Origin of the sequence: Mesorhizobium sp. NPDC059025 (assembly GCF_042739655.1) — a bacterium.
Taxonomy (GTDB): domain Bacteria; phylum Pseudomonadota; class Alphaproteobacteria; order Rhizobiales; family Rhizobiaceae; genus Mesorhizobium.
Map to the genome: position 1 here is coordinate 278,603 of NZ_JBHYIM010000001.1, position 20,435 is coordinate 299,037.

General features: G+C 61.7%; 18 protein-coding genes. 13 read left to right on the plus strand and 5 right to left on the minus strand.

All coding sequences use genetic code 11. The features are described from left to right. Positions 1-2,142, minus strand: coding sequence for a TonB-dependent hemoglobin/transferrin/lactoferrin family receptor (locus tag ACFWYE_RS01285; protein WP_379109736.1), 2,142 nt, complete (start codon positions 2,140-2,142; stop codon positions 1-3). Positions 2,143-2,422: 280 nt separating this feature from the next. Here ACFWYE_RS01285 and hemP point away from each other — a divergent pair, with 280 nt between their 5' ends. Genes hemP through ACFWYE_RS01310 form a run of 5 tightly spaced genes read left to right on the plus strand, consistent with a single transcriptional unit; the run spans position 2,423 to position 6,522 of the window. After that, positions 2,423-2,632 (plus strand): hemin uptake protein HemP, encoded by a 210-nt coding sequence (hemP, locus tag ACFWYE_RS01290; RefSeq protein WP_054311199.1) that lies wholly within the window; start codon positions 2,423-2,425, stop codon positions 2,630-2,632. A 22-nt stretch (positions 2,633-2,654) separates the two neighbouring features. Then, positions 2,655-3,713 (plus strand): hemin-degrading factor, encoded by a 1,059-nt coding sequence (locus ACFWYE_RS01295; RefSeq protein WP_379109104.1) that lies wholly within the window; start codon positions 2,655-2,657, stop codon positions 3,711-3,713. Next, positions 3,713-4,606, plus strand: coding sequence for a hemin ABC transporter substrate-binding protein (locus ACFWYE_RS01300; protein ID WP_379109738.1), 894 nt, complete (start codon positions 3,713-3,715; stop codon positions 4,604-4,606). Before ACFWYE_RS01295 ends, ACFWYE_RS01300 begins: the two co-directional genes overlap by 1 nt. 12 nt (positions 4,607-4,618) lie before the next feature. Continuing rightward, positions 4,619-5,722: a FecCD family ABC transporter permease gene (locus ACFWYE_RS01305; protein WP_379070007.1), complete on the plus strand. Its 1,104-nt coding sequence runs from the start codon at positions 4,619-4,621 to the stop codon at positions 5,720-5,722. A gap of 8 nt (positions 5,723-5,730) precedes the next feature. After that, the gene (locus ACFWYE_RS01310) at positions 5,731-6,522 is read left to right on the plus strand and encodes a heme ABC transporter ATP-binding protein (protein ID WP_379109105.1); all 792 of its coding nucleotides are present in this window, start codon (positions 5,731-5,733) and stop codon (positions 6,520-6,522) included. 14 nt (positions 6,523-6,536) lie between these two features. On the opposite strand, the gene rirA is transcribed toward ACFWYE_RS01310, so the two are convergent. Next, positions 6,537-6,995: an iron-responsive transcriptional regulator RirA gene (gene rirA, locus ACFWYE_RS01315; protein WP_379070013.1), complete on the minus strand. Its 459-nt coding sequence runs from the start codon at positions 6,993-6,995 to the stop codon at positions 6,537-6,539. 350 nt (positions 6,996-7,345) lie between these two features. Here rirA and ACFWYE_RS01320 point away from each other — a divergent pair, with 350 nt between their 5' ends. Together ACFWYE_RS01320 and ACFWYE_RS01325 are read left to right on the plus strand one after the other, a co-directional pair. After that, positions 7,346-10,561, plus strand: a complete 3,216-nt coding sequence (locus tag ACFWYE_RS01320) for a bifunctional cytochrome P450/NADPH--P450 reductase (RefSeq protein ID WP_379109107.1) — start codon at positions 7,346-7,348, stop codon at positions 10,559-10,561. 118 nt (positions 10,562-10,679) lie between these two features. Then, a complete protein-coding gene (locus ACFWYE_RS01325; protein ID WP_379070019.1) occupies positions 10,680-11,240 on the plus strand; it encodes a GNAT family N-acetyltransferase in 561 nt (186 codons plus the stop codon). An 88-nt stretch (positions 11,241-11,328) separates the two neighbouring features. On the opposite strand, the gene ACFWYE_RS01330 is transcribed toward ACFWYE_RS01325, so the two are convergent. Next, entirely contained in the window at positions 11,329-12,522 is a 1,194-nt protein-coding gene (locus tag ACFWYE_RS01330; RefSeq protein ID WP_379109108.1) for a hypothetical protein, read from the minus strand. A 362-nt stretch (positions 12,523-12,884) separates the two neighbouring features. Here ACFWYE_RS01330 and parC point away from each other — a divergent pair, with 362 nt between their 5' ends. From parC to ACFWYE_RS01350, 4 genes are all read left to right on the plus strand, one after another. Further along, positions 12,885-15,143, plus strand: coding sequence for a DNA topoisomerase IV subunit A (gene parC, locus ACFWYE_RS01335; RefSeq protein WP_379109110.1), 2,259 nt, complete (start codon positions 12,885-12,887; stop codon positions 15,141-15,143). An 83-nt stretch (positions 15,144-15,226) separates the two neighbouring features. Next, positions 15,227-15,430 carry a YgaP-like transmembrane domain gene (locus ACFWYE_RS01340; protein WP_379109112.1) on the plus strand — a complete coding sequence of 68 codons (204 nt, stop codon included), beginning with the start codon at positions 15,227-15,229 and terminating at the stop codon, positions 15,428-15,430. Between the two features lie 7 nt (positions 15,431-15,437). Beyond that, positions 15,438-15,959, plus strand: coding sequence for an RNA polymerase sigma factor (locus tag ACFWYE_RS01345; RefSeq protein ID WP_379109113.1), 522 nt, complete (start codon positions 15,438-15,440; stop codon positions 15,957-15,959). Between the two features lie 133 nt (positions 15,960-16,092). Beyond that, on the plus strand, positions 16,093-16,854 hold the full coding sequence (locus ACFWYE_RS01350; RefSeq protein WP_379070035.1) for a polysaccharide deacetylase family protein: 762 nt from the start codon (positions 16,093-16,095) through the stop codon (positions 16,852-16,854). A 22-nt stretch (positions 16,855-16,876) separates the two neighbouring features. Here the strand turns inward: ACFWYE_RS01350 and ACFWYE_RS01355 are convergent, their stop codons facing one another. After that, positions 16,877-17,224: a winged helix-turn-helix transcriptional regulator gene (locus tag ACFWYE_RS01355; RefSeq protein ID WP_379073015.1), complete on the minus strand. Its 348-nt coding sequence runs from the start codon at positions 17,222-17,224 to the stop codon at positions 16,877-16,879. Positions 17,225-17,476: 252 nt separating this feature from the next. Here ACFWYE_RS01355 and ACFWYE_RS01360 point away from each other — a divergent pair, with 252 nt between their 5' ends. Continuing rightward, on the plus strand, positions 17,477-18,142 hold the full coding sequence (locus ACFWYE_RS01360) for a TetR/AcrR family transcriptional regulator (protein WP_379109115.1): 666 nt from the start codon (positions 17,477-17,479) through the stop codon (positions 18,140-18,142). 200 nt (positions 18,143-18,342) lie between these two features. Continuing rightward, the gene (locus ACFWYE_RS01365) at positions 18,343-19,500 is read left to right on the plus strand and encodes an AI-2E family transporter (protein WP_379073017.1); all 1,158 of its coding nucleotides are present in this window, start codon (positions 18,343-18,345) and stop codon (positions 19,498-19,500) included. On the opposite strand, the gene ACFWYE_RS01370 is transcribed toward ACFWYE_RS01365, so the two are convergent. After that, on the minus strand, positions 19,488-20,384 hold the full coding sequence (locus tag ACFWYE_RS01370) for a DMT family transporter (protein ID WP_379070041.1): 897 nt from the start codon (positions 20,382-20,384) through the stop codon (positions 19,488-19,490). The genes ACFWYE_RS01365 and ACFWYE_RS01370 overlap by 13 nt on opposite strands. Between the last annotated feature and the right edge of the window lie 51 nt (positions 20,385-20,435).

A 20,435-nucleotide genomic window follows, 5' to 3' on the forward strand; every position in this document is an offset into this window, starting at 1 on the left:
TCAGCCTCCGAAGCGCATCGTTGCGCCAAGCTTGAAAGTCACGCCAGGCTCATAGATCGTCGAGGTGGTCGTGGCGTTGAGCGGGTTGGCGTATTTGACGTCGAAGATGTTGTCGACGCGGAAATCGACCTTGAGGTTGTCGTTGGCCTTGTAGGAAGCGAAGGCGTTGACCAACGTGTAGTCGCGGGCTGCGGCGTTGCCTTCAGGCTTGCCATTGTACTGGACCTCGCCGCCTATCGTCAGCCTGTCTTCGAAGAAGCGGAAGCCGAGCTGCGCGGCCACCTGCGCTGATGGCACCGTGGTCAGATCGGCACGCACGCCCTTGTAGGAGACAGTGTGACCGTCGATGACCGAGGCTGAAAGACCAGCGAAGCCCCAGGCCGCGTCATAGACGCTTTCGAACTCGAAGCCGTTGATCTTGGCCTTGGCGAAGTTCTGGTACTGGTAACATATCGGGATCGAACCACCGCGGCGGCAACCGCTGCGAGGATCGAAGGCCGAAAGGGTCACGCCACCGATGTAGTCGGTGACGTCGTTGTTGAAATAAGCCGCCTTGATGCGCAGCGCGTCGTCCGGCTGGAAGACGCCGTCCGCCGTGTAGTTCAGGCCTGCTTCCCAGGTCTTTCCGGTCTCGGGCTTGAGGTTCGGATTGGGCAGGAAGGGGAAGGATACACCGGCGGGATGCAGGCCGCTGATGAAGGTCTCCGTGAGCGACGGCGAGCGATAGCCTTCGGCATAGGTCGTGTAGAGCTGCAGGCCGTTCAGGCCCGGCGCCTCGAAGGGCGACACACCGACCGTGATGCGTGGCGACACACGATCACCCGAGGTCTCCGAGTTCGAACCTTTCAGGCTATAGCTGTCGTAGCGCAGGCCGGCGATGACTTCGAGCCATTCCCAGGTCAGCTTGTCCTGGATGTGCGCACCGCCGATGTTGCGTTTGCCACCCGGTGTGTAGAAGGCGTCACCCGCAGCAAGGCCGGTGGTCTTGACGTCATCCGAGACCCAGTCGCCACCATAGGTCAGTTCATGGTTGATTCCGGAAATCTCGAAGCGCGAGGTGTTCCACACGTCGATGCCGAAAGTGCCGATATCATAGGTGGTCTTGGAACCGGCGGGCAGCGTGACCGGGCGACCCGTTACCGGATCGAAGCGTCCACCGAGCGGGATCAGGCTGGTCTGGTCGAGCGTGGCCTTGTTGTAGGAAAGGTTGACGTTCAGGTCGAGCCAGCTCTTTTCCTCGTCGGTCAGGTTGTAGCGGCCGGTGAAGGTGTTCTGCTTCATGTCGAGGTCGTAGGCGGGCTTGCCGCCGCTGATCTCGTTCCAGCTCTCGCTGTTGCCGATCCAGCCGAGCTTCAAGGTCGAGTTTTCGGTCGGACGGACGGTGCTCTTCAGCATGCCGCTCAACACGTCAAAGCCGCTGCCGCCAACCTTGTTGCCGCCGCCGTCCTTGTAGTCGCTGTAGTCGCGATAGACGATGTTGCCGAGTACGTCGAAATTGTCGTTGAATTTGTAGGCACCGGTCGCGCTGGTGGTCCAGCCCTTGCCATTGCTCTCGTAGCGGCCGGACAACGACGTCGCCCAGGTTTCGCCGGGCTTCAGGAAGTCTTCGGCGTCCTTGGTGTCGAACATGACGACGCCGCCGATGGCTCCCGAGCCATAGGTGTTGGCGACCGGGCCGCGGATGACGTCGACCGACTTGATCAGCTCAGGGTCGATGTAGAAGGTCGATTGGGTGCCGTGGTCGGAGCGCTGGAAGTTCTGACGAGCGCCATCGACGATGACCGCAACGCGGCCGAAATCCTGCAGGCCACGGATGTTGATGGAGGAGGCGGTACGACGGGCATCGGCCTGCACGGTGACGCCCGGCACGCCGCGCAGCAGTTCATTGGGGGTTGCCGCCATGCGGCGCTCGATCTGCTCCTGATCGACATGGCTGACCGAAGCGAGCGCCTTGATCGCGCTCTCGCCGGTACGGCTGATCAGCATGATCTTGTCGAGCAGCGTGCTGCCCTGGGTGTCGGTCTTGGCCGCTTCCGCCGGCTGGCCGTTCTGCGCGGCGGCCTGAGGCTTCGGCTTGGCAGCCTCCTGAGCCAGCGATGTACCCGATAGCAGCGCCGTGACGGCAGCGCTGGCTGTCAGCATTGCAAGCGTTTTGGCGACGGTCCCACCCACGCCATGAAAATCCTCGGCCTGTTCAGGCCGCCCGTTCGTCCCCACGCCCATCTCCAACTCCAAATTCCTGTCTGCATGCTGGCTTGCCGTGGGGCTGGCTCGCATCTTTTTCGTTCGCCCGGTATGTTAAATGTTGACTCATCTAGTCCGGTATTGCACTGACTAATAAACATGAGTATTCAAGTCAACAAATGAATCGGCCTTTTGCAGGAAGCCGGGCGCGACCCGGCGAGATCAGGAGTGGACCACGATGAACACGCACAACCCTGACGACTTCCGTTTCCGCTACCGCCGGCCTGAAGCGCAGGCGCAATTGCGTGTCGAACGGATGCCGCTTTCGGTCAGGACGCTCACCAGCAATTCGCTTTTCCAGGGCGAACACGAGATCGGCATCGAGCACCATGGCGCTCTCTACCGGCTCAAGATCACCCGCCAGGGTAAGCTCATCCTCAACAAGTAAGGCAGCAAGGGTAGGGACGGAAATGGACCAGCGCGTAAAGCCAGCCCCGCACGAAATTCGGCGGACGCGAGCGGAAAACCCCAAAATGCGCGAGCGCGATCTCGCCGCACAGCTCGGCATTTCGGAAGCCGAACTGGTGGCCGCGCATTGCGGCGAAGGGGTGACGCGCGTCGAGCCGCGCGTCAATGACCTGCTGACTGGCCTGGAGCCGGTCGGTGAGGTCATGGCGCTGACCCGCAACGAAAGCGCGGTCCACGAAAAGATCGGTGTCTACGACAAGGTTGTCACCGGCGAGCACACGGCGATGGCGCTGGGCGAAAACATCGACCTTCGCATCTTCCCCAAGGTGTGGGCGCACGGTTTTGCCGTCGAAAAGCGCGACGGCGATGACATCCGTCGCAGCCTGCAGTTCTTCGATGCTGCGGGTGAAGCCGTGCACAAGGTGCATCTGAGGCCGGCATCCAACCTCTATGCCTATCAGAAGCTGGTCGACCAGCTTGTGTCGTCGAACCAGGAGCCGACGATTGCTCTCGGCACTGTCGCCGAGGACGATGCTCCGGGCGAACTGACACCGCAGACGGTCGAAGACCTGCGCGAGCGCTGGAGCAAGCTGACGGACACGCATCAGTTCTTCGGCATGCTGCGCACACTGAAACTCAGCCGCCAGCAGGCGGTGCGGATGATCGGCCAGGATTATGCCTGGAAACTCGATCCGTCCGCTGTGATGGCGATGTTCCAGGGCGCTTCCGCAAGCGGCCAGCCGATCATGTGCTTCGTCGGCAACCGCGGCTGCATCCAGATCCATTCCGGTCCGGTCAAGTCGGTCAGCCCGATGGGGCCATGGATCAATATTTTCGACGAGACCTTCCATCTGCATCTGCGTGCTGATCACATCGCCGAGGCCTGGGCGGTGCGCAAGCCGACCAAGGACGGCCACGTCACGTCGCTGGAGGCCTATGATGCCGACGGCAAGATGATCATCCAGTTCTTTGGAAAACGCCACGAAGGCGAAGTCGAGCGCGCCGACTGGCGCTCGCTGGCGGAAGCTCTGCCGCGCCTGGCAGAGCAGAGCGCCGCGTGATGCGTGCCGTCATGAAGTGGCTGGTGCGGGTGGCCGTTTTCGGCACCGCGCTGGCGACCATGCCAGTTGTGGCTGCGGTGGCAAGTGAGAACGGCGCCGTGTTCTCCGACACCAAGCGCATCGTTGCCGTTGGTGGGGCTGTCACAGAGATCGTCTATGCGCTGGGCGAGGAGGGCAAGCTCGTTGCCCGCGATTCCACCAGCGTTTACCCGGAGGCGGCCCTCAAGCTGCCGGATGTCGGCTATATGCGTGCGCTTTCGCCGGAAGGCGTGCTTTCGGTCAACCCGACCGGGATCCTGGCGCTCAAGGGCAGTGGCCCGAAGGACGCGATCGATGTCCTGAAGAAGAGCAGCGTGCCCTTCATCGAAGTACCTGAAACTTACGATCACGCCGGAGTGCTGGAAAAAATCCGCATTGTCGGCAAGGCGCTCGGCGCCGACGCCAAGGCCGAGAAACTTGCCGCAGACCTCGATACAAAGCTGAAGGCGGCGGAAAAACAGACGGCGGACGTCAAGGACCGCAAGCGGGTGCTGTTCGTCCTGTCGATGCAGAATGGCAAGATCCTTGCTGCGGGATCCAACACTGCAGCTGATGGCATCATCAAGATGGCGGGTGCCATCAATGTGGCCGCCGAAGTGCCCGGCTACAAGCAACTCGCCGATGAAGCGGTGGTGACCGCTGCGCCGGATGTCATCCTGATGATGACACATGCCGGTCCGCCGGTTTCGGACGAGGCGCTGTTTGGCAATCCGGCGATCGCCGAGACGCCGGCCGGCAAGGAGAAGAAGGTGATCCGCATGAACGGCGCCTATCTTCTCGGCTTTGGCCCACGCACTGCCTACGCCATTCATGATCTCGCCGCAGCTTTCTACGGCAACAAGATCGCCGATTGAGCGGCGTGTGCCATGGTTGATCATTCCATTGCCGGTCCATCCGGCTTGATGGCGCGCAAGGCAGCCGGCGATCGCTCGGCGCGTGCGCGCCTCGCCATCGTCCTGCTGGCGGTGCTGCTGTTAGCTGTCGCGCTGTTCAGTCTGACTGCGGGCGCCTCAGACGCGTCGGCTGTCGATGCCCTGCGCGACTGGTTCTCCGGTCCGGACGCGGCCGATCGCGTGTTGAGTGCTCGCGACCGCATCATCATCTATGACATCCGCCTGCCGCGTGTCGTCCTCGGTGCGCTGATCGGTGCGGCACTAGCGGTGTCCGGTGCCGTCATGCAGGGTCTGTTCCGCAACCCGCTGGCCGACCCCGGCATCGTCGGCGTCTCGGCCGGTGCAGGGCTCGGTGCGGTTTCGGTCATCGTGCTGGGTGGCACGGCGCTTGCGCCCTTCACCACGCTCCTGGGGCCGTTGGCGCTGCCGCTCGCGGCCTTCCTTGGCGGTCTGGTCACGACACTGATCCTCTATCAGGTGGCGACGCGCCAGGGCCGGACCTCCGTTGCAACCATGCTTTTGGCTGGTATCGCGCTGTCGGCGCTCGCCATGGCTCTCACCGGCGTGCTGATCTACATGGCCGACGATCGCCAGTTGCGCGATCTCACTTTCTGGCAGCTCGGCTCGCTGGCTGGCGCGACCTGGACCAAGATCGGCACCGCCGGCCCCGTCATGCTCGTCGCACTGGTGGCGATGCCGTTCTTTGCGCGCGGGCTGAATGCGCTGTCACTCGGCGAGGCCACGGCGAACCATCTCGGTATTCAGGTGCAAAAGCTGAAATATATTGCCATTGCCGGCGTTTCGGCGGCTGTTGGCGCATCGGTCGCTGTCAGCGGCGGTATCGGCTTTGTCGGCATTGTGGTGCCGCATCTGTTGCGGCTGACCATCGGTCCGGACAACCGTTACCTGTTGCCGGCCTCGGCGTTGCTTGGTGCTTCGCTGCTCATTCTGGCCGATACCGTCTCGCGTACCATCGTTGCGCCGGCCGAACTGCCGATCGGCATCATCACCGCAACGGTTGGTGGTCCGTTCTTCCTGTGGATACTGCTGCGCAAGCGCGGCGTCATTGACCTGTGAGATCAGCCATGATCGAAGCCCGTGATGTCTCAGTAAAGCTTGCCGGAAAGCGCATCGTCTCCGGTATCGATTTCGAGGCTCGTCCTGGCGAGATCGCGGCTATAGTCGGCCCGAACGGTTCGGGCAAGACAACCTTCCTCAAGGCTCTGTCAGGGGACCTCGGCTACGATGGCTCGATCACCATCAATGGCCGTGAAGTATCGGCGACGCGCCCGGTGGAAGCGGCTGGGATGCGTGCAGTGCTGCCACAGGCAACTTCGCTCGCCTTTCCGTTCACCGTGCATGAAATCGTTCGGCTTGGGTTGATCGGCGGACGATCTGGGGCGCTGGCCGGTGAGAACGAGCGCCTGCCCGAACGGGCACTGGCGAAGGTCGACCTGGATGGCTTCGCGGGACGTTTCTACCAGGAACTGTCGGGCGGCGAGCAGCAGCGCGTGCAACTGGCCCGCGTGCTTTGCCAGGTATGGGCGCCGGTGCTGGACAGCAGGCCGCGCTATCTGTTCCTCGACGAGCCGGTGTCGAGCCTGGACGTCAAGCACCAGCTCATCATCATGGACATCGCGCGCGATTTCGCGAAGCGGGGAGGCGGCGTCGTCACCATCCTGCACGACCTCAACCTGACGGCGATGTATGCCGACCGCATCTTCGTCATGCATCGCGGTTCACTGGCTGCGGCAGGAACACCGTCTGCCGTGCTCAGCGACAGCCTGATCGAAAAGGTCTTCGACTGCCGCATGCGCGTCGGCGTGCTGCCGACCGGCGACGTGCCGTTCGTGCTGCCGCAATCGGTGGCGATGTAGAGCGAGCCCCAGCCTCAGGCGGCAGGGGCGCGGCGTTCCAGAAGATCGATGCCGAGCAGCGAGCGCACATTCGGACGCGCGGCGACCAGATCGGCGATGGTGTAGCGGCCGAGTACCTCGAAGAACGCGTTCAGTGCCTCGCGCAGCGCGGAATTCAGCGCGCAGCTGTCGATCAGCGGGCAGTCTGCGTCGGCCTCGAAGCATTCCGCCATGGCGAAATTCTCCTCGGTGATGCGCACGACATCGAACAGGCTGATCTCGGCAGCTGGTTTGCCGAGCCTGACGCCACCGTTGCGCCCGCGCACGGTTTCCACCAGCCCATGTTCGACCAGTGGCTGCAGGATCTTGAACAGGAACAGTTCCGACACCGTGTAGGCGGCGGCTATTTCGGGAATGCGGCTGAGGCGGTCGTCATTGGCCGCACAATACATCAGGATCCGCATGGCATAGTTGGTTTGACGCGTGAGCCGCATGGTCGCTCCTTCGCAAAGCACGTGTTAGGGCGAATATGGCGCATAGTCTGGAATAATTCTAGACTGGACTTCCGTATATATGACATTTTTCGTCAACTTTTTGAAGGAAAATATCGAGCGACCTTCCTTTCCGCTGCGTCACCGGTTCAACGGGAGGCCAGAAGCTCCACATCCTTGCGTTTCAGCTGAAACTCACGATTATCCCGGCTAGGGCAATTCCAGGAAAAGTGTGGGGCGGTTTTCCGTCCGGAATTGCGCAAAAACAAAAGGCTGGAGCGTTTCCGCGTTTCCGTGAAAAACGGAAACGCTCTAGGGAACAGAACCGGATGCAAGTCTGAGGGAGGGCGCGCATGGCGCAGGACACCGGATTCGGCAGGATCCCAGGTCCGCCCAAAAGGCCGATCGTCGGCAATATGCTGACGGTGGATACCGAGACGCCTCTCCAAAGCCTGATGCAGCTTGCGCGCGAGCTTGGGCCTATCTTCCGCCTCGACATGATGGGCACGCCGATGGTGGTGGTGTCGGGAGCTTCGCTGGTCGAGGAAATCTGCGACGAGAGTCGCTTCGACAAGGCAGTGCGCGGCTCGCTGCGGCGCGTGCGATCCGCCGCCGGCGACGGACTTTTCACGGCCTACACGCAGGAGGACAACTGGACGAAGGCCCACAACATCCTGCTTCCAACCTTCGCGCAGCGTGCCATGGCCGGCTATCTGCCGTTGATGCAGGACATTGCCGGTCAACTCTGCATGAAGTGGGAGCGACTCAACGTCGATGACGACATCGATGTGGTGCATGACATGACGGCGCTGGCCCTCGACACCATCGGGGTCTGCGGCTTCGACTATCGTTTCAACTCCTTCTACCGGCGCGACTACCATCCCTTCATCGACGCCCTGACGCGCACGCTCGAGACGTGCATGGTGCAGCGCGGTCTGCCATTCGAGAAGGTGATCCTGCGCAAGCGGCTGGAGCAGTTGAAGACCGACGTGACCTTCATGTCGAAACTGGTCGACGACATCGTGCGCGAGCGGCGCCGCGGCGGCGGTGACCAGGCGCAGAAGGACCTCCTCAACTTCATGCTGGCCGGCGTCGACAAGACAACCGGTGAAAGCCTGTCCGACGAAAACATCCGCTACCAGATCATCACCTTCCTGATCGCCGGTCACGAGACGACGTCGGGCCTGATGTCCTTCACGCTCTATTTCCTGCTCAACAACCCGGAGGTCCTGGAAAAGGCCTATGAAGAGGTCGATCGTGTGCTCGGCAACGACATTGGTGCCATGCCGACGATCGGCCAGGTCAATCATCTCACCTACGTGCAGCAGGTGCTCAACGAAGCGTTGAGATTGTGGCCAACAGCGCCGGCGATCGGCCTCTATCCCTACAATGACGAAATGCTCGGCGGTCGGTACAAGGTGAAGAAAAACACCTTCACCACACTGCTGACGCTGATGCTGCACCGCGACCCTTCGATCTGGGGAGCGGAGCCCGAGCGTTTCAATCCCGATCATTTCACGCGCGAAGCCGAGGCTGCGCGGCCCGCACATGCCTTCAAACCATGGGGCAATGGTCAGCGCGCCTGCATCGGCCGTCAGTTCGCCATGCAGGAGGCGACGCTGGTGATCGGCATGATCCTGCAGCGTTTCCAGTTGTTCGACCACCAGAAATACCAGCTGCGTATCAAGGAAACGATGTCGATCAAGCCGGATGGCTTCCGCATGAGGGTGAAACCCCGCCCAGGTCGAACGCGCGGGACGGTGATTCCAGGTGCCGCGTTGGGCGATCAAGCCGCGCAACCGGCACCGCAGGTTGCCAGACGACCGAAACACGGGACGCCGCTGACCGTGCTTTACGGCTCCAACCTTGGCACGACGGAAGATCTTGCCCGGGCGATTGCCCAGGCCGGTGAACTGAACGGGTTTGACGTCGTCATGGATGAACTCGACGCCAGGGTCGGCAACCTGCCGACGCAAGGTGCGGTGGTGATTGCCAGCGCTTCCTACAACGGTGCCCCACCGGACAACGCGACGCGATTCATCGAATGGCTGGAAAAAGCAGAGCCGGACGCGGCCAAGGGCGTCAGCTATCTGGTGTTCGGCTGCGGCAACCGTGACTGGGCCTCAACTTTCCAGGCTACGCCGCGGCGTATCGACGAGCGCCTTGAGGCCCTGGGTGCCCAGCGCATCACACAGCGCGGTGAGGGCGACGCGCGCGAGGATCTCGATGGCCAATTCCAGGACTGGTTCAAGGGCCTGTTTCCGTCGCTCGGGGAAGCGCTGGGGCTCGATATCGATTTTTCGGAGCAGGCGGAGGCAGAACCTCTCTACCAGGTCGAGATCGTCTCCGGGCAGCCGGTGAACCCGGTCGTATACCAGTCTGGCGCGGTAGCGATGACAGTTGTCGGCAATCGCGAGCTGCAATCGTCCGGGTCCGGCCGTTCTACCCGTCATGTCGAGGTGGCGCTGCCGCATGGTGTCGACTATCGCGCCGGCGATCATCTTTGTGTGGTCCCGGTCAACGACCCGGCGCTGGTCGAAAGGGTCGAGAAGCGTTTCGGCTTTGCAGCCGATGCACAGGTGCGGCTGAAAACCACAGGTGGACGGCAGGCGCCGTTTCCGGCCGACGGTCCGGTCGCCATACGTCGCATTCTCTCCGACTACGTGGAATTGCAGGCCGTCGCCACGCGCAAGCAGATCCAGGCGATGGCGGCGGCTACCCGCTGTCCCTTCACCAAACCACAGCTTGAGGCGCTGGTCAGCGAAGCCAAGGACGGTGTTGATCCCTACAAGACCGAAGTGTTCGCCAGGCGCCGGTCCGTTCTGGATCTGCTCGAACAGTTCCCGGCCTGTGAACTTTCCTTCGGGCAATATCTTGAAATGCTGCCGCTGCTGGCGCCGCGCTATTATTCCATCTCGTCATCGCCGTCTTCACAGGCTGGGCGCTGCTCGATCACCGTTGGTGTGGTCGATGGTCCGGCGCGGTCGGGCAACGGCATTTATCGCGGCGCCTGTTCCAACCATCTGGCGCAGGCAGCCGAGGGGGCCGTCATTCATGCCACCACGCGCGAGACCAAGGCGGGTTTCCGCCTGCCGGATGATCGGGCGCGGCCTCTGATCATGGTTGGGCCGGGCACCGGATTGGCGCCATTCCGTGCCTTCCTGCAGGAACGGGCCGTCATGGCAAGGGCCGGCGAGGCACTGGCGCCGGCGATGCTGTTCTTCGGCTGTCGTCACCCGGAGCAGGATTTTCTCTACCGGGAGGAGCTTGAAACGATGGCTTCGGCCGGTCTTGTCGAACTGCATGTCGCTTTCTCGCGCCATGATGGCGAACGGACCTACGTGCAGGACCTTATCCGCAAGAATGGGGGTGCCGTCTGGAGGCTGATCGAGGATGGAGCGCATATCTATGTCTGCGGCGACGGCAGCCGGATGGAACCGGATGTAAAACGCGCGCTGACACGTCTGTATGCGGAGGAGACTGATGCCGATCCGCAGGAGGCCGATGCCTGGATCGAACGCCTGGCCAAAGAAAACCGCTACGTGCTGGACGTCTGGGCGGGGAATTGACGTGTTGTATTTACCTTGACGTAAACGTTACGTTGGGTGATCTTGCAAACCATGGTGCGCTGCACAATATATGCGGCGTCGAGCACCGACTCGGGGAGGAACCCTTGAGGAGTGCGACATGGAAAGACAGATTACAAACAGCGTTCCCTTGACGGGAACCATCCGCCAGCTCAGACCCTCCGAATTGCCGCGATTCCGCGACCATTTGCTGAGGCTGGACGCCGAAAGCCGGCGAGATCGCTTCAACGGGCTGACCGACGACGCCTTCATAGCCTCCTATGCCGAGCGCAGCTTTGCGGACGGCACCACGGTCATCGGCTATGTCGAGGACGATATGGTGCTGGGTGCCGCCGAACTGCATGAGCGGCCGGAGGACGCCCAGCCGACCGCCGAGATCGCCTTCAGCGTCGAACGTCAGCTGCAGCACCGCGGTATTGGCGGCCACCTGTTCGAGCGCCTGATCGCGCAGGCGCGTGGACTGGGCTATACGCGGCTGCGTGTCACCACCCACCCGCAGAACCAGGCGATGAAGACGCTGGCACGGCGCTATCGTGCTGCGCTGAACTTCGTGGACGGCGAGACGGTCGGCACGATCGACCTCGAGCCAGTCGACGATGATCTGTTGGCGGCGCTCCTGCCGGTTCGTCCCCACACAGACGTTGCCCTGAGCAGGGCTTAGGATTTTCAACCCTGCCTGCTGCACGGCAGTGGGTTCAAATATGAAAAAGGCCGCCCGAGGGCGGCCTTTTTGTTTTCCGGCGGATGCCTCAGTTGCCGTTGGCGGTGACGGTCACGCCGAGCGTCTTGGTGAGATCCGCGGGGCTAGCCATAGCGCCAGCGGCGATCAGTGCGAATGGAACCGGGCTGGCCGGTTTGGCGGCGATCACCAGGTTCTGGGGGTTGTCGAGATAGTCGCTGACAGCCTTGGTGACCTGTGCGGTCAGTTCGGGGTTATTGATCTGCGCCATGCCGAACGGCACGATGGCCTTGGCCTGGTTGGCAATGTCCTTCGCCTGCATGTTCTGCTTCTTGGCGACGAACTCCAGCACCTTGTTGGTCAGCGAATTGTCGGCGAAGCGGATCGAGGCGCTGTTGAAGGTCAACTGCTGCATCAGGCCGAGCACTGCCATGCCTTCAGCCGACTTGTCTGCGCCCTCGGGTGATGCAGCCATCTTCTTCTGGAGGTCCTGCAGCGACTTGATGAAGTCGGTGGTGTAGCCACCCAGCGAGAAGGCCATGCCGAGCGTTCCGGCATTGTCGACGGTGATGTCGTACTTCGACAGGTCCATCTTGCCTTCCTTCGGCTCCCAGGTGCCGGCCATGTCGAACTTGCCGGAAACGTTCTGGTAGCCAAGCGCATCGATCATCGCCTTGGAGTCCGGGTCCTGCACCAGCGACAGGTCACCGGTGAATTTCTCGGCGCCGCCGGTGAAGCTCAGTGCCTTGCCGTCGGCCGGCGGCACGATGTCGACTTTAGCGTTGCTGACTGAGAACGCGGTCTTGTCGCCAACCTTTACCGAGAGGCTGTCGAGCTGGCCCGACTTATACATCAGCAGTGAGTCGACCGGATCGGTGTTGCCTTCGCCGGGGATGGTCATGCCCGTGATGACAAAGGGGCTAATCTCGAACTTGGCGCCGTCCTTCTCCTGCGTGAAGGCCTCGGTCGAGACCGTGTCAACGACGTAGCCGCCATTGGCGTCAGCCACGTTCTTGAAGGTGACGTTGCCGATTTTCAGCGGTTCCTTGTCGCCGGCGGGGGCGATCGTCACGCCTTCCAGCACCATGTTGGAGGTGTCGCCGGAAACACCGGTCCAGGCGAGGGTCACGCCCTGGTTCTCGAAAGTGGCCTTCAGTCGCTCGGCCACAGCCTTGGTATCGGCAGCGAAAGCCGGATTGAGCGGCAGGGCAAGAAGAAGCGCCGAATAGGCGAACTTACGGAAGGTTGAGCGGTGGATGGTCATCGCGTGCTCCAAAAAGTGACAGCATCTGTCTCGAAAAACTGTTCGTATCTGCACCTTCACCCGTCCGCAACGAACTGGGCCGGAAGAAGGCATTCCCGCCAAGAAAGGCCGACATTCACGGAAAAAGACAAATCCGGCAAGTCGGGCAGCGGCAAGGCGCGGTCCTTACGTCATGGCAGCTGTCCACGCAACATCCCGCATCGACGGGCCGTCGCTTAAACGGCTCATGTTACAGTTTCATGGCAGCCGCGGGCTGGGGAAATGGGGATTACTCGCCTGGCTGCCGCTTCGTGAGACCGGTCTCGGCACGGCTTGACCCGCCGCCTCTTGTCGCGAATCAGCCTCTCGGCTAGTCCAAACCCATGGGAAAGAGCCTTTTGCCGCCTGACAATGGCGGACACGACAACATCGAGTCGGTCGACCTGAAGAAGGCGCTGGAAGATCGTTATCTTTCATACGCGCTTTCGACGATCATGAATCGCGCCCTGCCGGACGTGCGCGACGGACTGAAGCCCGTGCACCGGCGCATCATGCATGCCATGCGGCTGCTGCGTCTCAACCCCGACCAGGGGTTTGCCAAATGCGCCCGCATCGTCGGCGAGGTGATGGGTAAATTCCACCCGCATGGCGACCAGTCGATCTACGATGCGCTGGTGCGTCTCGCGCAAGATTTCTCGATGCGCTATCCGCTGGTCGACGGGCAGGGCAATTTCGGCAACATAGATGGCGATAACCCCGCCGCCATGCGTTACACCGAAGCGCGCATGACGGACGTCGCGACGGAACTGCTCGCCGGTATCACCGAGGATGCCGTCGACTATCGCCCGACCTATAATGAAGAGGACGAGGAACCGATCGTCCTGCCGGGTGCGTTCCCGAACCTGCTTGCCAATGGCTCATCCGGCATCGCGGTGGGCATGGCGACATCGGTGCCGCCGCATAACGTTGCCGAGCTGTGCGATGCCGCCCTCCACCTGATCGATCATCCCGACGCTCCGGTTGCCAAGCTGGTCGAGTTCGTGCAGGGGCCTGATTTCCCGACCGGCGGCATCATCGTCGACAGCCGCCAATCCATTCTTGATGCCTATGAGACAGGCAGAGGCGGCTTCCGCGTCCGTTCGAAATGGACCCAGGAAGACCAGGGCAGGGGCACCTGGGTGATCGCGGTCACCGAGATCCCCTACGGCGTCCAGAAGTCACGATTGATCGAGAAGATCGCTGAACTGCTGATGGCCAGGAAACTGCCGCTTCTGGAGGATATCCGCGACGAAAGCGCGGAAGACATCCGCGTCGTTCTGGTGCCGAAGAGCCGCACCGTCGATCCGGGCCTCTTGATGGAATCGCTGTTCAAGCTGACCGAGCTTGAGAGCCGCTTCCCGCTCAACATGAATGTGCTGTCGCGCGGCAAGGTGCCGAACGTGCTGTCGCTCAAGAGCGTGCTTCAGGAATGGCTGGAACACCGCCGCGAGGTCCTTGTGCGCCGCTCGAAGCATCGGCTGGGCGAAATCGAAAAGCGCCTGGAGATCCTCGGCGGTTACCTGATTGCCTACCTCAACATCGACGAGGTGATCCGCATCATCCGCGAAGAGGACGAGCCCAAGCAGGTGATGATGGCCCGCTGGTCGCTGACCGATGTGCAGGCCGAAGCCATCCTGAATATGCGGCTGCGTGCCTTGCGCAAGCTCGAGGAATTCGAAATCCGCAAGGAGTTCGACGGCCTTTCGGAGGAGAAGAAGCAGATCGAATCGCTGCTTGCTTCCGTGGAAAAGCAGTGGAAGACCATCGCCTGGGAGATCCAGAAGATCCGTCGCGATTTCGGGCCCGAGGAAAACAAGGAGCTCGGCCCGCGTCGTACCCAGTTCGCCGACGCGCCGGAGCATGACCTGACCGACATCGCGCATGCGATGATCGAAAAGGAGCCGGTGACGGTGGTTGTGTCGGAAAAGGGCTGGCTGCGCGCCATGAAAGGCCATCTGACCGATCATTCGCTTTTCAGCTTCAAGGAGGGCGATGGGCTGAAGCTCGCCTTCCACGCCCAGACCACCGACAAGATCCTGGTCTTCACCACCGGCGGCAAGTTCTACACCATCGGCGCTGATCGGTTGCCGGGTGGCCGCGGCCATGGCGAACCGATCCGCATCATCGTCGACATGGAGAACGATCAGGACATCGTCACAGCCTTTGTTCATGATCCGAAGCGGAAGCTGCTTCTGGTGTCGCACCAGGGCAACGGTTTCGTGGTTTCGGAGGAAGAGGTGGTCGCCAATACCCGCAAGGGCAAGCAGGTGATGAACATCAAGTCGCCGGATGAAGCCAAGCGGTGCCTGCCTGCCGTCGGCGATCATGTCGCCATCGTCGGCGACAATCGCAAGATGTTGGTGTTCGCGCTGTCTGAAATTCCTGAAATGGCGCGCGGCAAGGGCGTTCGCCTGCAGAAGTACAAGGACGGCGGTGTTCTCGATGTGAAGACATTCGTCATGGAAAGCGGCCTTTCCTGGCAGGACTCCGCCGACCGCACCTTCACCCGTCCACGCGAGGAACTCGCCGAATGGATCGGTAATCGCGCTGCCGCCGGCCGCATGGTGCCGAAGGGTTTTCCGCGTACCGGAAAGTTCGGATAATTCTTGCGGAGCGCGAATCCTTTTTCCGGATTCGCGCCTCTTGTTCCTGAAGCCGGGATGGTGCCGGACGGGAGAGACAAGAGATGGCCTTTTATCGCAAGAACATCGGCAGCCTGCATCAAGTGGTGCGGGTCGTCATCGGAGCCGTGGCTGCAGTTGCTGCGCTGGTGTGGCTAACGGCACCTGTCAGCTATCTGGGAGCTGTTGCCGGTGTAGGCTTGGCGCTGTCGGGGTTGCTCGGCTATTGCCCGATGTGCGCCGCGACGGGACTGGGGCGGCAGCGGTAGGTTCCAGATGAACGGCGTTCCTTCGGATCTTTTCGACGCTGCGCGGCTGGGGGATCGCGAAGCGATCGTCAAGGTTCTCGAGATCGCTCAACCTGACATTCGCCGCTATGCCCGCTCAAGCTGCCGCGGTTCGGCCGATGCCGAGGATGCGGCGCAGGAGGCGCTGTGGCAGCTCTCGCGCAGGATCGGGACGATCCGTTCACTGACAGCAATCTCTGCCTGGCTTTTCACGGTGGTGAGGCGGGAATGTGCGCGGATGGCACGCGCTCTGCGGTTGCAGGCACCGCAGTCCCTGGCGGAACTCGACCTCGAGCGCTCCTTTGGCACGCGCCCGCAGGCTGAACTGGCCCTGGATATTGCCGCCGCGATTGAGGCGCTGCCGCCGCACTATCGCGATGTCGTGCTGTTGCGCGATCTGCGCGAAATGACGATCGACGAGATCGCGGAGAGCCTTGGCGAGACTCGCCAGGCGACCAAGGCGAAACTTCATCGTGGTAGGCTCCTGGTACGGGAATATCTCTCGGACTGACGATCGTTCGGCGGGTACGCGCTGCAGTGCGCACCTCAAATTCGAAGACCATGCCAAAGAGGCGGGCGACTTCTTGACGCCCACGGCCGGGCCTCTAACTTGGTCCGCTCATATTCGAGGGTGGAGCGTTTCGATGCCGGCAGTTCTGCGTGCGGCGCTGTTCCTGGTGCTTGCTGCATGCATGCCGGCTGGCGCCGGCGAGCGCACCATCTTCCTGACTTTCGACGATGGCCCGCTCAACGGCACTGCCAACGTGCTCGATGTCCTTGAGGCAGAGCAGGTGCCTGCCGCGATGTTCATGGTCGGTCAGCACGTTCTGGCGAGCCCGGAACGCGAGGGACTGCTCAAGCGCGCCAAGTCGCTGCCACTGGTCACGCTGGGCAATCATAGTTTCAGCCATGCCAGCAACCGCTACGAGCGCTTCTATGCAGACACCGAGGGGGTTGTCGCCGACATGTTGAAAGCAAACACGGTGCTTGGGCTCAGCGCGCCGCCACCCATTCCCGCGCGGTTGCCGGGTCGCGACGTGTTCAGGTTGCGCTACATGTCCCGTGACGACTTCGGGCTCAGTCTGGAGGAAGCACAGCGCGAGCAGGTCGACTTCGAGTTTGTCGCTGCGTCGGGCTTTCATCTCTATGGCTGGGACTTCGAATGGGTGCACGACGACAGCGGCAAGCCGGTCCAGTCGGTCGATCGGCTGATCGACGAGATCGGCCACTTGTTCGCCGCGGGCCGGACGGTCGGCAAGAACAAGCTCATCCTGCTCATGCATGATGAGATGTTCCAGGACATATTCCAGGGCAGGGACAAACTGACGGCACTGGTCGCCGGGCTGCGTGCCAAGGGCTACGTTTTCGGCCATATCGCCGATTACGACACAAAGACGAGCCCATAGATCAATATGGATATCGCGGTGCTCAGGCCGCGATATCCGGCAATGCTCGAACGATCGGATCGGTTTCACGGACCGCATGGGCTTCACGCTGCTTGGCGAGCGGGCCGTATTGTTCGGACCATTCGACCAGTGCCCTGAAGGCCGGCTTCAGGTGTTGGGCACCCTCACTGACTTCATATTCCACCCTGAGCACATTCTCCGGATAGACGGTACGGCTGATCAATCCATCCGCTTCCATCTCGCGCAGGCGCAATGTCAGCATGTGCTGGGTTATGCCTGGCAGGCTGCGCCGCAGTTCGCCAAAGCGATGCCGGCGCTGGGCGAGTATCCAGAGGATCTCGATCTTCCATTTGCCGGCGAGCGGGCGCATTGCCTCGATGAGCTTCAGATAGGGGGCATCGCCATTCGCAATCGGGTGAGAGGCCTGATCGGTGGATGGGTACATCGGTCTAGTCCCTCGCTGCTATGGACGGAATGCAATAAGCGCCAATAAGCGCTATGAACGAGTTCGCGCGATTTTCGTTGCCTGACTTTGTCAGGAGTGTTTCGCGTTGGCTCAACATTGACCGAGAATGATCGCTCGCATAAATTGAGAATGATCATTCGCATTTCGGAAATAGCAATGAAAACCGCGCTTGGCAATATAGAGATGCTGCTGGAAGCCGAGATTGACGAAGGGCGGGCGCTGTCGCGTGCCGAGCGCCGCGAGCTGCAGGTGCAGCGTATTCTCGACGCCGCCAAGACCTGCTTCGCCCGCGAAGGTTTTCAGGGCGCTTCGATGCAGCAGATCTGCGCCGAGGCAAGCATGAGCCCTGGCGCGCTCTATCGCTATTTTGTCTCCAAGGAAGCGATCATCGAGGAGATCTGTGCCGCGGCGCGGCGCGATGATGAAGAAAAGCTGGCAGAAATGCTGACGAAGCGCGATGTCGTCGAGGGCATGGTGTTTGGCTCGATGACACACATACGTTTCGTGCATGAAACCGATGCGTGTGCGTTGATTGCACAGTTTCATGCAGAAGCAACGCGCAGCGAGAGCGTGCGCGCGATCTATTGCAACCATCTCGCCGAGGTGCGCGGCATCTTCCTTCAATATCTGGGTGCCGCACTCGACCGCGGCGAAATCGATCCGCTGTTCGAGCTCGAAACGTTGGTGCCGGCAATGATGTCGATCATTCAGGGCATCGCCAACAATGACCTGCCTGCCAACGGCGTTGTGCTGGACAAGGTCGAGACGGTCGTGCGCACGGTGATGGTCTCCATGCTGCGCCCTACCGGCAAGGCTGCCTGAACCTTTGTTTTTCACGCGCTAAGGCAGTCGCCCGCAGGAATCTGCTTGCAATTGGCTTATAGTCACGATTGCTGCACTATCGTGCGCCATAGTGGCGCGAGGTGCTGCCAGTTGTGGCGCCGCTGTCGATTCGGGGTAAGTGTTTGAAATCACCGCTGACGAGACCGAAGGAACCGCGCCTTTTCGGCGTGCCTGCCCCGATGCGTGCCGCCGTCATTCCGCCATTGTCGGCCGCTCGCTGGCTTCTCGTCCTCGTGGTCGCGGCCGGTGTCTATTTCTTCTACGGGTTTGTGGTCCCGGTTCTGGCCGCACTCGTCATTGCCTTCGCCAGTTGGCCGCTTTACCGGCGTCTGCTTGTTGCGGTGAATGGCAACCGCACCATCGCCGCAACCATCGCGCTACTGCTCATCCTTGCCTTCCTGGTGATCCCGATATCGTTCGCCGGCACCTATGTGATCAACGAAGTGCGTGAATGGCTGACCTGGGCGATCGGCACCAATCGCCATGGCGCGCCGACACCGCAATGGATCGCCAGCCTGCCCGTGGTGGGCGAGTGGCTGAACGAGCAGTGGACGAAAAATCTCGGCCATCCCGGCGGTATCGGACAACTGATCCAGCTGGTGAGTGGCGCCAACATACGCTCGATCTACCAGACTGCGCTTGCTGCCGGCGGCAGCGCGTTTTCGCTGCTTTTGACCCTGCTGTTCATGCTGATCGCGCTGTTCTTCGCCTATCGCGACGGCGAGAGCTTCGCGCGCCAGGTCGATACGCTGGGCGAGCGCATCTTGCCGGTGCGCTGGGAGCGCATCTCGCGCGTGGTGCCCGCCACCATTTCTTCGACCGTCACCGGCCAGACCGTCATCGCCATCGGCGAGGGGGTGGTTCTGGGCATTGCCTATTGGCTGGCTGGCGTACCGTCCCCCGTGACGCTCGGTGCGCTGACCGGGGTGATGGCGCTGATCCCCGGCGGAGCTCCGCTCTCGTTCACACTGGTCTCGCTTTATCTGGTCGGTTCTGGTTCGGCCGTAGCGGGCGTGGTGCTGTTCATCTGGGGCTCGGTCGAACTCTTCATTGTCGACAAGACGATCCGTCCCAAGCTGGTCGGTGGTCCGATCAAGCTGCCATTTCTGCCGACCTTCTTCGGGCTGATCGGCGGCGTGAAAACCATGGGATTCCTTGGCCTGTTCATCGGCCCGGTGCTGATGGCGCTGCTCGTCGCTATCTGGCGCGAATGGCTGCACGAGGTGGAAGTGGTCGACAACCAACCACCGGAGACGCCTTCCGCCGAGCCGGAGGCCATCGCGTCGACGACAACGGAACCGGTGGGCCTGGAGCCGAGAAAAGTTCAGGCCGGGTGACGCACCGCCAATGCCGCGCGGCGCTGGCGGCCAAGATGCAGTTGCCACAGCGAATGCGCGATCAGGGCCACGATCAGGATCGCACCGCCGATGAGGGTGTCGCGTGACGGCACCTCGTTGAAAACAAACCAGACCCATACCGGCGCAAGCACCGTCTCCAGAAGGTAGAACATCGCCACTTCCGGGCCTGAAATGTATTTCGGCGCCGTAGCCAGGCAGAAAAACGAGATCGGAATGACAACACCGCCATTGAACAGGATCCACCACGGCGCGTTTACCTGAAAACCGGTGTTCCAGACCATGTAGACGGCCACCAGGAAAGGCAGCACGACGCCGATAAGGGCCGGGAAGCCCATGTCCTTGCCGCTGCGGCGCGAGATCGTGATGGCGGACGCGACACAGAATGCCGACGCGGCTGCGAGCACGTCGCCGAACAAATGGCCGGAACCGATCGAGCCGCCGACGATGATGCCGACGCCGACGATCATGGCGGCCATTGTCGCGAACGTGGCCGGGCGTGGCCGCTCGCCGAGGAACAACCAGGACAACAGCGCCGCGAACATGGTGTTGAACGCGAGGATGAAGACCAGATTGGCTGTCGTGGTGTTGAAGACAGCGGTAATGAAGGCGATCGAGCCGAGCCCGTAAAGTGTGGCGACGGCCAGGCCGGCGCGACCGGGGATCAGTTTCGGCGCGCTGGGCGTCCACCAGCGCCACACGGCCCACACGATCAGACCGGCAAGCAGCGTGGTGCCGCTGCGTAGCATCAGGATGGTCCAGGGCGCGCCGTCGGCTAGGCGGATCAATGGGATGTCCACGGTCAGCGCCATGCCGCCCAGCGCGGCAATCAGCAGACCTCTGGAGTGATCGTGTGAAACAGTCACGCGTAGCCCCCGCCTCAAAGCAACGGCAGCGTTAGGAGCCTTGGTGAGGCT